This window comes from Pseudomonas beijingensis (genome assembly GCF_030687295.1).
In the GTDB taxonomy this organism is placed as follows: Bacteria; Pseudomonadota; Gammaproteobacteria; order Pseudomonadales; family Pseudomonadaceae; genus Aquipseudomonas; species Aquipseudomonas beijingensis.
On record NZ_CP117425.1, the window covers coordinates 4,452,580 to 4,465,564 of the forward strand.

The following is a 12,985-nucleotide window of genomic DNA, read 5'->3' on the forward strand; positions in this document are numbered from 1 at the left end:
AATAAGTACAAAAGGAGCAGGACGCTCCGGGAGCAGCACATGAGAACTTCACACTGGCTGTCGCTGGCCTGCCTGCTCGCGACCGCCTCGGGCTATGCCCATGCCGGCTTCAAACCCATCGAAGTCAAGGACCAGGAGCTCGCCGAGCTGCGCGGTCGTTATGTCATGCCGGGCCGAGTCATCAGCTTCGGCATCGTCATGAGCAGTACCTGGCGCAACGCCAGCGGCGACTTGATCGGCGCCACCAGCACCATGCAGATCCAGGCCGCCACCGTCAAACCCGAGTTCTATGTCTCCACCATCAAGCAGACCGGTAACGGCAGCGTCCCGGAACAGGGCAGCGGCAACATTACCGGTGGTGCCGGCCTTGGCACGAGCCAAGGCGTGACCCAGAGCGTGCGTGCCGCCGGCGACGGCAACACGGCCTACAACAACGTCAACATCAATGTGAAGGAGAGTAGCCAGGCACCGGCGCTCGTCCCCTCCCAGGGCCAACTGTTGACCAAGGGCCAGACCATCAGCGGCAGCAACGCCGCCGGCAGCGTCGCGGTCACCGCCACCGGCAGCGGCGTACAAATGGCGATCCAGGCCAGCCACAACCAGGGCGGCAGCCTGCAACAAGTGGCCCAGGGCGGCTTGCTGCAAAACACCCGCCTGCTGGGCAACAGCAATCTGGTCAACAACATGACGCAACTCAATGTGGTGCTAAACAACAACGGCGCCAGTGTCGGGGCACTGGACTGCAATCTGACCCAACTGCGCGGCCTCCGTAACCTCGGTTATTGAACTACGCTGATTTCCGACCATTGGGCAAATAGGGACGGCATATTTCATGTATCGATCCGTATCGTTGCGCGCTGTGATCTGTTTAAGCACGTTGTTCCCGGCGGCCGTGTTGCAGGCGGCCCCGGATGCCGATATCGAAGCACTGAAACAGGAACTTCTCGAGCTCAAGCAACGATACGAGGTCCAGCAAAAGGCCCTGGCGGTGCTCGAACAACGGGTTCGCCAGGTGGAGGACCAACCCGCCGCGCCGCCGCCCAAGCGCCTGGCCAAATCCCCGGCCGACATGAAAGGCAACCAGACCGTGGCCGGCGGTGGCACGGCAACGGCTGGTGGCAGCGGCTACGGGCAGTCCCTGGCCGATGATTCCCAACCGGCCCAGAGCGTCTCCAACCTCTATGACGAGGCCAGCGGTTTCTTTGGCGGGGGTAAATTCAGTTTCGAGACTGGCGTGACCTATTCGCGCTACGACACGCGTCAACTGATCCTCAACGGTTTCCTGGCCCTGGATTCGATTTTCCTGGGCAACATCAACCTCGACCGGATCAAGGCCGACACCTGGACGCTGGACCTCACCGGCCGCTACAACTTCGATAATCGCTGGCAGTTCGACCTCAACGTGCCGGTGGTCTACCGCGAATCCACGTACCAGTCAGGCGGCGCGAACAGCGGCGCGGCCGGTGTCACCAGCGAAGAAACCGTGACACGCGACCCGACCATTGGCGACGTCAACTTCGGCATCGCTTACAAGTTCATGGATGAGTCGATCAACTCTCCGGACGCGGTGGTCACCCTGCGAGTCAAGGCCCCCACCGGCAAGGACCCGTTCGGCATCAAGCTGCGCCAGTCCCAGGCCAACACCAATCTGTTCGTACCTGACGACCTGCCCACCGGCAACGGCGTGTGGTCGATCACGCCTGGGCTCTCGCTGGTCAAGACCTTCGACCCGGCCGTTCTGTTCGGCACCCTTTCCTACACCCATAACTTCGAAGAATCGTTCGACGACATCAGCTCCACGGTCAACCAGAAGGTCCCGGGCAAAGTGCGGATCGGCGATAGTTTCCAGATCGGCGCGGGTATTGCCTTTGCCTTGAACGAGAAGATGAGCATGTCGTTCTCGGTCTCCGACCTGATCCAAAAGAAAAGCAAGCTCAAACAGGACGGTGGCGACTGGGAGTCGGTGACCTCCAGCGACGCCAACGCCGGTTACTTCAACATCGGCATGACCGTCGCCGCGTCCGACAACCTGACCATCGTGCCCAACCTGTCCATAGGGCTGACCGACGATGCGCCGGATTTCACCTTTAGCCTGAAATTCCCGTATTACTTCTGATGTTCTCAGGGATAGGTGATAGGCACCTATCCCTGAAGGCACTGCAAAACAAAAACCCCTGTGGGAGCGAGCTTGCTCGCGATAGCGGTCTTCCATTCAACATCCGTGCTGACTGAAAGGGCCTCATCGCGAGCAAGCTCGCTCCCACAATGGGTTGTGTAGGCAGTTCTAGCGGATCTGATGCTTGTGCAGCAGACGATAGAACGTCGGCCGGGACACGCCCAGCACCCTGGCGGCCACGCTCAGGTTGTCGCTGTGCCGGTTGAGCACATCGCTCAGGGCCTGGCGTTCGGCGCGGGTCTTGTAATCCTCCAGCGTGCCCATCGGCGCCGCAACGCCCTGTTGGCTGGCCAGGCCGAGGTCCCGGGCTTCGATTTGTCGCCCTTCGGCCAGCACTAATCCACGACGGACGCGGTTGGCCAGCTCCCGCACATTGCCGGGCCAGTCATGCATGCCCATCGCCACCAACGCATCCTCGCTGAAGCTGCGGGGACGGCGGCCGGTTTCCTGGCTGTAGAAATGGGAAAAGTGGCTGGCCAGCATCGCCAGGTCACCATGGCGCTCGCGCAGCGGTGCCATCGCCACTTGCAATACGTTCAAGCGGTAATACAGATCCTCGCGAAATCGCTTGTGCTCGATGGCCGCTTCAAGGTCCACATGGGTGGCCGCCAAGATCCGCACATCGACCGCAATCGGCTGGCTGCCACCGACCCGCTCAATGTGTTTTTCCTGCAGGAAACGCAGCAGGTTGGCCTGCAACTCCAACGGCAGGTCGCCAATTTCATCGAGAAACAACGTGCCCCCATGAGCCGCCTCGATCCGTCCGATCTTGCGTTGGTGAGCACCGGTAAATGCGCCCTTCTCATGACCGAACAATTCTGACTGGATCAGGTGCTCCGGAATCGCACCGCAGTTGATGGCGATGAAAGGCTTATTGCGCCGGTGAGACTGACAATGCAGGGTACGCGCCACCAGCTCCTTGCCGGTGCCGCTCTCACCGCGAATCAACACCGGCGACTCGGCAGGCGCCAACTTGCTCAACAACTTGCGCAGTTCGCGAATCGGCTTGCTGTCGCCCAGCAGTTCATGTTCGGGCTGATCGATGTGAATCGAGCCCTGTCCCCGCAAGCGCGCCATGCCAAATGCCCGGCCCAGTGTCACCTGGACCCTGGACACGTCGAAGGGCAAGGTATGGAAGTCGAAAAACCATTCGCAGACAAAATCACCGACGTTCTGCAGGCGCAAGACTTCCTGGTTGAGCACAGCAATCCACTCAGTGCCGCTGCGACTGATCAACTCCTTGACCGCTTCCGGGCGCTCCAGGTGAAAAGGTTGCAAGCGCAACAGGCCGACGTCACAGCTCCGATCACCGGCGTGTTCGAGGGCACAACTGTCCACCTCCCACCCAATGGTGCGCAGCCCTGGCAACAGGCGATGACAATCGTCGCAGGGATCAACCACGAGCAGACGACGTGACGTACTGGCTTCGATCATGACTGATCCTTGGCGCCAAAATAAAGAAATGTGAGTAGAAACAGTCGTTTGGCTAACCTGCATGTAACAGTAGCAAGAAGTTGACGCGCCCTTGTATCAATTGATTATCGAGATCATCTCAAACTGGTTATAAGCGACGGTTTCGTTAGTTATCGCGGACGCTTTTCTTTCACGGCACTTTCAAACAAAAGTCCAAAAGCCTGGTCTGAAAGAAAATCGAAATTTATTTAAATAATGTGTGACCCGCCTACGGGTTCGGGACATCAGTACAAGTAACCAGCCGCACGGTACGCCCAACCGACGGCACATCATTTGTTTGGGCACACTTAAGAGAAAACGCCATGAACGCCCCGCTCCGTATCAACGAAGCTCTTTTGATTGCCGACCGCGCATTCCGTCCCTTCCAATGCGTGGCCTGGGCTCCACAGGACGGTAACGGCGAACTTAGCCTGACCGTCATCGACCGTACCAATACTCATATTGGTCGCACTCAGATTCCAAGCAGCGCCTATACCGACCCGGTCCAACTGGCTGATCTGTTGAAACAAGCCCGTGCTGAATTGAGCCAGGAAGGCTACACCTTGCAATCCTGGTCGATGCCTGAATAAAACGCCGGTAGAGCCTGTTATCGATTGCAGGCTTGGCATTGGGTTGTAAAGCCATTGTTATGGCACGCATCGCCCCTGTAACTACAGGACCTGACAGTTGTGCATTGTCACATTCAGGGATTGAATGTTGCCCTCATGCAGTCATCGCCCGTTCGGGCCGATCGACACGCAAGGAGAGGCTGGCATGCTCGATCAGTTCGCGTTCGTACTTCCCAAGCCCCTGGCCCACGCCGGGCAACTTGACCCAGGCTTTGCCGCCAACGGCAAAGCCTGGGTGCATTTCGAAGACAGTACCTCAAGCCTGATCACCGGATTGACCCTCGACCGCGCCGGCCGAATTCTGGTCGCGGCGAGGATCGAGACCGCCCATGGCAGCCGGTTCGGGCTGGCGCGACTCAACCATGACGGTTCGACCGATCCGGGTTTCGGCAGCCGCGGCTGCGTGATCGGCGCGTTCGAACAGGGCTTCGAAGCGACGGCGGGTAAAGTGATCGAGCTGCCCGACGGGCATATCCTGCTGTCCGGCCTGCACTACGAAAACAACGAACACACCCTTCCTGCCCTGGCGCTGTTCGATCAGCAGGGCCGTGCCGTCCAGAGCTTCGGCAACGCGGGCAGGCACATCATCCGGCTCTGCGGCAATCTCTCCCAAGGCCTGCGCGATCCCTGGCTGCCGCCCGGCGTGCCGGGACTTGAGGCCTGCGACATGCAAGTACAGGCCGATGGCCGGATCCTCTTGCTCGCCAACCATCACTATCAATTGTCCGACCATGTCGGTGTACTGATCCGGCTCCTGCCGGACGGCGCCTTGGATACCTCATTCAACGGCCGTGGTTTCGTGATGGTCCGACGCTTGTTGAAAAATACCTGGCTCGGCTGCCTGATGCTCCAGGCTGACGGGCATATTGTCGTCGGCGGCGCCATCGACTTGCCCCAGCATGGCTTGATCGCCCGCTATGACAGTAGCGGCAAGCTCGACGACAGCTTCGGCGAAGAGGGCTTCCTGTCCATCCTGGCGCAGGGTCATAGCGCGATGGTCAGCCAGATCGTCCAGGATGCGAACGGTGATCTGCAGGCGTTCGGCAGCAGCCGCGACCCGATGCATAGCCTGTCGCTGAAAGTGCGACCGGACGGCAAGCCGGATCGTCATTGCAACCAGGGCCAATGCCAGCTCATGGCAATCGGGCGCAACGCCAGCCAATGGACCGCCGCCCAGCTTCAACCGGACGGCAAGCTGGTGACCGCCGGCGCCACCATCGGTGGTATCGAAGCCGATTTTGTGCTTGCCCGGCATTTGCCGGATGCCAGCCTCGATCCGGATTTCGGTGAAGGCAAAGGCTGGGTCCGCACGCGACTCGGCTACAGCCTGGACACCGCCACCGTCCTGGCTGTGCAGGATGACGGTAGAATCCTGGTGGGCGGCTACTCGCTCCAGGGGCATTATCGGGCGGTGGTTGCGCGGTATTGGGCCTGAGCAATGTCCCCCGGTTCAGCACTATTGAGCGGCGTATGCCTCTATTGAAGCTTGCATAACTGAAAAGCCCACCATCAGGCGGGCTTCAATCATGTTCTCGAAGAGGCGCAGAACCGCAACACCAGGATGCCCGCGAGTGCGGCCAGGGTAGAACCGGCCAATACGCCGACCTTCACTTCATCGATCAACAACTGGGCGCCGGGGAATGCCAGGTTGCCTATGAACAAACTCATCGTGAAGCCGATGCCGCACAATAACGCCACCCCATACACCTGTCGCCACGAACTGTGGGTCGGCATTTGCGCCAGCCCTGTCTTGATCGCTACCAGCGCGAAGGTGAAGACGCCTATCTGTTTACCCAGCAACAACCCGGCAGCAACACCCAGCGGCACAGGATCAAGCAGGTTGCTCAGGGACACCCCTGCCAGAGAAACACCGGCATTGGCGAAGCCGAAAATGGGCATGACAACGAACGCAACCCACGGCGACAAGCGCTGTTCGAGTCTGAGCAGCGGGGACTGCGCTTCGTCGAGGTGTTTGTTCAACGGGATGCAAAAAGCAAGGGCGACACCCGCCAAGGTCGCATGTATGCCTGATTTAAGCACCAGTACCCAGAGCACCACACCCAGCACCAGATAAGGCAACAACCGAGTGACTCCGGCCCTGTTCATGATGAACAACACAGCGATCACAGCGGCGGAGGCGGCAAGCATGGCCACATCCAGGCCGGAGGTATAGAACACGGCGATGATAGCGACCGCGCCCAAGTCATCGAGAATGGCAAGCGCGGAAAGGAAAACCTTCAGGGATATCGGCACTCTGCTGCCCAGAAGCGAGAGCACTCCGAGCGCAAACGCGATGTCGGTGGCCGCCGGAATGGCCCAACCCGCCAACGTTTCGGCAGAGTTTCTGTTGACCCAGGCATAGATGAGGGCGGGCACGATCATCCCTCCCAGCGCAGCGAACCCCGGCAGCGCTCTCTGGCTCCATTTGGCCAGTTCCCCCACTTGCATTTCTCGCTTGATTTCAAGGCCTACCAGCAGAAAGAACACCGCCATCAACGCATCGTTGACCCAATGTTCAAGTGACATTCCCCAAAAGGACGAATGCAGCACACCGGTATAAGTGGGTAATAGCGGGCTGTTAGCCACGATCAACGCAGCGAGCGCCGAAAGCATGAGCACGATGCCGCCAGAGGACTCCGCTTGCATGAAGCGCTCCAGTGGCGTGGCCTTGCGCGAATTACCGCCCTGAGTTGAAGTGTTCCCCATCATTTCCTCCCATAATCCGATCAGGCCTGGATTCTACCCAATACTTGGACGAGCTGTAGTAGTTGTCTTACAACTCGTTCAGATCGAAGAGGATTACGGAGAAAGCAGCCTTGCGCAGGATTCGCAATCGCATTACCTCAACAGGATGTAACGATCTATCGCCAATGCCGCGCCGTGTTCGGTCACGGCGGCGGTCACCACATACGCCTGGCGCCTGATGGCCTCCTCCGCCTGGCCCATGGCAATCGACAATCCCGCCCGGTGAAACATCGCCGGATCGTTGCCACCGTCGCCCATCGCCGCCGTCTGCTCCAGCGGCACGTCGAGGAAAGCGGCCAGGGTCGACAGCGCTTCGCCTTTGTTCGCCTTCATCGCCGTCACATCCAGGTAGATCGGTTGTGAACGCGACACCTGGGCCTGCCCCTTGAGCAACGGATGCAGCCGAGCCTCCAGCTCCACCAGCAAGTCCGTATCAGCGCTGGTGGCGACGATCTTGTCGATCCGCTCCAGGTAAGGCTCGAAACTCTCGACCTCCACCGGCGGGTAGCCCAGGCCTCTCGTCTCCACCGGCACCATCGGACCGTTGGCGTCGCGCACCAGCCAGTCGCCATCGGCGAATACCCAGACTTCGATGCCAGGCTGATCGGCGTACAGCGCCAGTGTGGCCAATGCAGCCTCGGGTGGCAGGTAATGGACGGCGAGGAAACTGCCGTCGGGATGAACCAGCGTGCCGCCATTGAACGCCGCCGTGGGCAGGTCGACGCCCAGGGCCTCGATCTGCTGCAACATGGCCCGTGGCGGCCGCCCAGTGGCGAGGCTGAACAGCACCCCGGCCTCCCGCAATGCGCGAACCGCTTCGATGGTGCGCTGGTTGAGACTGTGATCAGGCAGCAGCAAGGTGCCGTCCATGTCGCTGAGTAAAAACCGGATGGGACGCTTCACCGGATCACTCATCCGAGGCCATGCCAGACGCGATTGTCGCGGGCCAGCAAGTCATCGGCGGCGGCCGGGCCATCTTCACCGGCCTCGTAGGGCTGGACCGTTGCGTCCTGCTGCCAGGCATCGAGGAACGGCTGCACGGCGCGCCAGCCGTTTTCAATGTTGTCGGCACGCTGGAACAGGGTCTGGTCACCGGTCAGGCAATCGTAGATCAGGGTTTCGTAACCCGTGGACGGCTGCATTTCGAAGAAGTCCTTATAGGCAAAACCCAACTCGATATTGGCCATGTCGAGCGCTGGCCCAGGCCGTTTGGCCAGCAGATCGAACCACATGCCTTCATTGGGCTGAATCTGGATTCTCAAGTATGTAGGTTGCAATTCGTCGACTTCAGTGTCGCGAAACTGCGCGTAAGGCGCCGGCTTGAAGCAGATGACGATCTCCGTGTCCCGCACGCTCATGCGCTTGCCGGTGCGCAGGTAGAACGGCACGCCCACCCAACGCCAGTTATCGATCATGACCTTGAGGGCGACGTAGGTCTCGGTGTTGCTGTCGGCGGCGACGTTGGCTTCCTGGCGATAGCCGGTCACCGACTTGCCGCCGACCTCGCCGGCGGTGTACTGGCCGCGGATCGAGTTGGCGCGGGCCTGTTCCACCGACCAGGGCCGGATCGCCCCGACGACCTTGGCCTTTTCCCCACGCACGGCGTCGGCCCCGAATGCCGCTGGCGGCTCCATGGCCACCATCGCCAGCAGTTGGAACAGGTGGTTGGGCACCATGTCCCGCAGGGCACCGGTGTGTTCATAAAAACTGCCACGGGTTTCCACGCCGACGGTTTCGGCGGCGGTGATTTGCACGTGGTCGATGTAGTGATTGTTCCAGAACGCCTCGAACAGACTGTTGGAAAAACGGCTAACCAGAATGTTCTGCACCGTTTCCTTGCCCAGGTAATGGTCGATGCGATAGATCTGCTTCTCGCTCATGACCTTGAGCAGGCAGGCGTTCAGTGCTTCGGCGGTGTGCAGATCGGAACCGAAGGGTTTTTCGATCACCACCCGCCGGAAGGCCCCCTCCTGTTCCTGAAGCAGCCCGGCCGCACCGAGGCGGCTGACCACTTCACTGAAAAAGCGCGGCGCGGTCGCCAGGTAGAAGACCGCGTTGCCGGTGCCGCTGGCGGCGATTTTCGCCGCCAGCGCCTGGTAGGTGCCGTCATCGAGGAAATCACCCTGAACGTAGCTGATGCCCTGGGCCAGCTTGGCCCACAGCGCCGGGTCGAGCGCGCGGTCGGCATCACCACCCTTGCTCGCCGCTTCATTACGGATGAAGTCCTCGAGTTTCTTGGCAAAATCCACATCGCTGATGGCGTTGTGGTCAACCCCAATGATGCGCAGCCCATCGCCCAGCAGACCGTCGCGACCGAGGTGGTATAACGCCGGCATGAGCAGGCGCTTGACCAGATCGCCATGGGCGCCAAACAGGAACAACGTGGTCGGCGGCGCGGGTTCTGCCTTGGATTTGCTGGCGATCGAGGTCATTTTTTCGGCGTCTCCACGTGGCCACCAAAGCCGAAACGCATGGCCGAGAGCATTTTGTCGCCGTAGGTGCTTTGCTGACGCGAGCGGAAACGGGCGAACAGCGAACTGGACAGGACCGGAACCGGCACCGCTTGCTCGATGGCGGCCTCAATGGTCCAGCGCCCTTCACCGCTGTCGGCAACTTCACCGGAAAAGCCGTCCAGCTTCGGATCGCTGGCCAACGCGTCGGCGGTCAAGTCCAGCAACCAGGACGAGACTACGCTGCCACGACGCCAGACTTCGGCGATATCGGCCACGTTCAGGTCGAAACGCTGCTCGGGGGGCAGGCTTTCGCTGGATTTTGTCTTGAGGATGTCGAAGCCCTCGGCGAAGGCCTGCATCATGCCGTATTCGATGCCGTTGTGGATCATCTTCACAAAATGCCCCGAACCCGCTGGGCCCGCGTGGATGTAGCCACGTTCGGCACGGTCATCGTCGGATTTGCGGTCACGGGTGCGCGGGATGTCGCCCATGCCCGGCGCCAGGCTGTCGAACAGCGGGTCCAGGCGCTTCACCACCTCGGCCTCGCCGCCGATCATCATGCAGTAACCGCGCTCCAGGCCCCAAACGCCGCCGGAGGTGCCGACATCGATGTAGCTCAGGCCTTTTTCCGACAGGGCCTGTGAGCGACGGATGTCGTCCTTGTAATACGTGTTACCGCCGTCAATGATCACGTCACCCGGCTCGAGCAGCTCGCTGAGAACGTTGATGGTGTCTTCGGTGGGCGCGCCGGCCGGCAGCATGACCCAGACCGCCCGTGGTTTTTCCAGGCCGGCGACCAGCGCCGGCAAGTCCGCGACGCCCGTGGCGCCTTCCTGGCGCAGGTTTTCGACAAAAGCGGCATTGCGGTCATAGACGACGGTGGCGTGCCCATTGAGCATCAGGCGCCGCGCAATATTGCCGCCCATGCGGCCCAGTCCAATGATCCCGAGTTGCATGTGCTGATGCTCCCTACTACAAATAAAGGTGTGTCAAAGATTTAACACTATCGACTAAAGGAGGTTAGTCCAGAGCATTGCTGCATAGTTTCCGGGTAATTCGAGCGATCACAAGGGATAACGCTCAAGATCCGGCCAAAGACACAGCGACCATGAAAAATAAAAAAGTTCCAATCACAAGCAAAAGAAATCAGAATCGGCGCCGATAGTAGAGGTGTCGACCAAATCATGGCGACATCTCTATAGTTGATGTACGCCATTTGCGAGGTGAGCAATGGGCCCTGTCGTTACCGCACGTCCTCCCCAAACCCTTTATGTGACCATTCGTCGCGATGAATTGCGCCTACTCAAGGAAGAACGCGATCTGCTGCTCGATGAAGTGACGCAACTGCGCATGCAGCTGCAACACTCACAGCTGTCCCATCAGAGCCAGTCCCTGGCTCGGTAACCGCCCCTGAGACATAGCGTCGGGAAATGACACTGGCCAGACCGGTGTCATTTTGTGGGAGCAAGGCTTGCCCGCGATAGCCGCGCCGCGGTCGAATAGCTGAACCGCGTTATCGTTCATCGCGGGCAAGCCTTGCTCCCACTGGCCTTGCTCTCACAGGACTTGCTCCCACTGGCCATGCTCTTACAGGCCTCGCTTTCACAGATCCCTCCTTACCCCAGGTGCATTCGCATCTGATCTGCATTTTGTATCCGAAAAACTCACAAAGTTTTCACAACCGGCTCGTAATACTCCCCGCCTTTAAGGTTGCTCGACGCAAGCCTGCGGTCACCAATCCGGTGCCGGCAGCTTCGTCGACAAAGGCTGGAGCGCTTGATGAGCTTGTTCAAACGCAGCAAAACGACTGCGAAAGGTTTTGACTGGGCCGGATTCGGCTGGCTGTTTCTGTTCTTCTGGTACTTTTCGGGTATCACCCAACTGCTCATCCTGCTGAGCGACACCTCAGGTTTCACCGGCTTTCGCCAGGCGTTCGTGATGAGTGCGGTGTGGCTTGCGCCCCTGCTGCTCTTCCCCGCCCGCACACGCTTGCTCGCGGCATTGATCGGTGTGGTGCTGTGGGCTTGCTCCATGGCCAGCCTGGGCTACTTCTTCATTTACCAGCAGGAATTTTCCCAGAGCGTCATCTTCATCATGTTCGAATCGAACGTGTCTGAAGCCGGCGAGTACCTGACCCAGTATTTTGCCTGGTGGATGGTGGCGGCGTTCCTGGCCCATACCGCCGTTGGTTATTGGCTCTGGACCCGTCTGCGCCCGGTATACCTGCCCCGGGGCCAGGCCTTTGTGGCGGCAACTGTTCTCGTGCTCGCCGTGGTCGGCTATCCGCTGGTCAAGCAGACCCTGCGCACCGGCAGCTTCGCCGGTGGCCTGGAGAAATTCGAAAATCGCATCGAACCGGCGGTGCCGTGGCAGATGCTGGTGGCCTACCGCCGCTACGGTGAGCAACTGGAGAACATGCAAGGCATGCTCCACAGCGCCAGCAAGATTCCCCCTCTGAGCAACCTCAAGGATGCCATGGCGGAACAGCCGGCTACCCTGGTGCTGGTGATCGGCGAATCCACCAATCGCCAACGCATGAGCCTCTACGGCTACCCGCGAGAAACCACGCCGGAGCTGGACAAGCTCAAGGACCAGCTTTCGGTGTTCGACAATGTCATCACCCCGCGCCCCTACACCATCGAAGCGCTGCAACAGGTGCTGACGTTCGCCGACGAGGAAAATCCAGACCTGTACCTGAGTACGCCATCGCTGGTGAGCATGATGAAGCAGGCCGGCTACAAGACCTTCTGGATCACCAACCAGCAGACCATGACCAAGCGCAACACCATGCTCACGACTTTTTCCCAACAGGCCGATGAGCAGGTGTACCTGAACAACAACCGCAACCAGAATGCCGCGCAGTACGATGGCGACGTGATCGAACCGTTCAACAAGGCCATGGCCGACAGCGCCCCACGCAAGCTGATCGTGGTGCACCTGCTCGGCACCCACATGAGCTACCAGTACCGGTATCCGCCGACGTTCAACAAGTTCACTGACCGCCAGGGTGTACCGGCAGGCCTGCGCGATGATCAGGTCCCGACCTACAACAGCTACGATAACGCGGTGCTGTACAACGACTTCGTCGTGTCCAGCCTGATCAAGGATTACGCCAAGACCGACCCCAACGGCTTCCTGCTGTACCTGTCGGACCACGGTGAAGACGTGTTCGATTCGCAGGGTCACGGCACGCTTGGCCGGAACGAAGGCAAGCCGACCGCGCCGATGTACACCATTCCCTTTATGGCCTGGGCCTCGCCCAAGTGGCGGGAAAACCATGACTGGAACTTTGCGGGCGACCTGTCCCGGCCCTACAGCAGCTCGCACCTGATTCACACCTGGGCGGACCTGGCCGGCTTGAGTTTTGATGAGCTGGACCACAGCAAAAGCCTGGTCAGCGATGACTTCAAGGCCCGTCCGCTGCTGATCGGCGATCCGTATCAAACCCAGCGCAAGGCCTTGATCGACTTTAGCCTGATGAAACCCAAGGCGCCGTTGGCTGAAGTCGTGCAGAAATAACCGAACCCGAT

11 protein-coding genes are annotated in these 12,985 nt (G+C 59.9%); 6 read left to right on the forward strand and 5 right to left on the reverse strand.

Annotated features, from left to right (window positions below):
• Window positions 1–39 precede the first annotated feature (39 nt).
• Entirely contained in the window at window positions 40–786 is a 747-nt protein-coding gene (gene fapE / locus PSH84_RS19960; protein ID WP_122565500.1) for a fibril amyloid subunit FapE, read from the forward strand.
• Window positions 787–832: 46 nt separating this feature from the next.
• Window positions 833–2,116: a fibril amyloid transporter FapF gene (gene fapF, locus PSH84_RS19965; RefSeq protein ID WP_122565501.1), complete on the forward strand. Its 1,284-nt coding sequence runs from the start codon at window positions 833–835 to the stop codon at window positions 2,114–2,116.
• 168 nt (window positions 2,117–2,284) lie between these two features.
• Here the strand turns inward: fapF and PSH84_RS19970 are convergent, their stop codons facing one another.
• Window positions 2,285–3,610: a sigma-54 dependent transcriptional regulator gene (locus tag PSH84_RS19970; RefSeq protein ID WP_122565502.1), complete on the reverse strand. Its 1,326-nt coding sequence runs from the start codon at window positions 3,608–3,610 to the stop codon at window positions 2,285–2,287.
• Window positions 3,611–3,951: 341 nt separating this feature from the next.
• Here PSH84_RS19970 and PSH84_RS19975 point away from each other — a divergent pair, with 341 nt between their 5' ends.
• Together PSH84_RS19975 and PSH84_RS19980 are read left to right on the forward strand one after the other, a co-directional pair.
• Entirely contained in the window at window positions 3,952–4,218 is a 267-nt protein-coding gene (locus PSH84_RS19975) for a hypothetical protein (protein WP_013693488.1), read from the forward strand.
• A 184-nt stretch (window positions 4,219–4,402) separates the two neighbouring features.
• Window positions 4,403–5,692 carry a hypothetical protein gene (locus PSH84_RS19980; RefSeq protein ID WP_305481652.1) on the forward strand — a complete coding sequence of 430 codons (1,290 nt, stop codon included), beginning with the start codon at window positions 4,403–4,405 and terminating at the stop codon, window positions 5,690–5,692.
• An 89-nt stretch (window positions 5,693–5,781) separates the two neighbouring features.
• Here the strand turns inward: PSH84_RS19980 and nhaA are convergent, their stop codons facing one another.
• The 4 genes from nhaA to gnd all read right to left on the reverse strand — a co-directional run bounded on the left by nhaA (window position 5,782) and on the right by gnd (window position 10,411).
• On the reverse strand, window positions 5,782–6,963 hold the full coding sequence (gene nhaA / locus PSH84_RS19985) for a Na+/H+ antiporter NhaA (protein ID WP_122565504.1): 1,182 nt from the start codon (window positions 6,961–6,963) through the stop codon (window positions 5,782–5,784).
• Window positions 6,964–7,095: 132 nt separating this feature from the next.
• On the reverse strand, window positions 7,096–7,917 hold the full coding sequence (locus PSH84_RS19990) for an HAD family hydrolase (RefSeq protein ID WP_305481653.1): 822 nt from the start codon (window positions 7,915–7,917) through the stop codon (window positions 7,096–7,098).
• On the reverse strand, window positions 7,914–9,434 hold the full coding sequence (zwf, locus tag PSH84_RS19995; RefSeq protein ID WP_305467152.1) for a glucose-6-phosphate dehydrogenase: 1,521 nt from the start codon (window positions 9,432–9,434) through the stop codon (window positions 7,914–7,916). Before zwf ends, PSH84_RS19990 begins: the two co-directional genes overlap by 4 nt.
• A complete protein-coding gene (gnd, locus tag PSH84_RS20000; protein ID WP_122565507.1) occupies window positions 9,431–10,411 on the reverse strand; it encodes a phosphogluconate dehydrogenase (NAD(+)-dependent, decarboxylating) in 981 nt (326 codons plus the stop codon). The genes zwf and gnd overlap by 4 nt, the downstream gene beginning before the upstream one ends.
• A gap of 274 nt (window positions 10,412–10,685) precedes the next feature.
• Between gnd and PSH84_RS20005 the strand changes: the two genes are divergently transcribed.
• Entirely contained in the window at window positions 10,686–10,859 is a 174-nt protein-coding gene (locus PSH84_RS20005; RefSeq protein WP_163006701.1) for a DUF6026 family protein, read from the forward strand.
• Window positions 10,860–11,234: 375 nt separating this feature from the next.
• On the forward strand, window positions 11,235–12,974 hold the full coding sequence (locus tag PSH84_RS20010) for a phosphoethanolamine transferase CptA (RefSeq protein ID WP_122565508.1): 1,740 nt from the start codon (window positions 11,235–11,237) through the stop codon (window positions 12,972–12,974).
• Window positions 12,975–12,985: the final 11 nt, after the last annotated feature.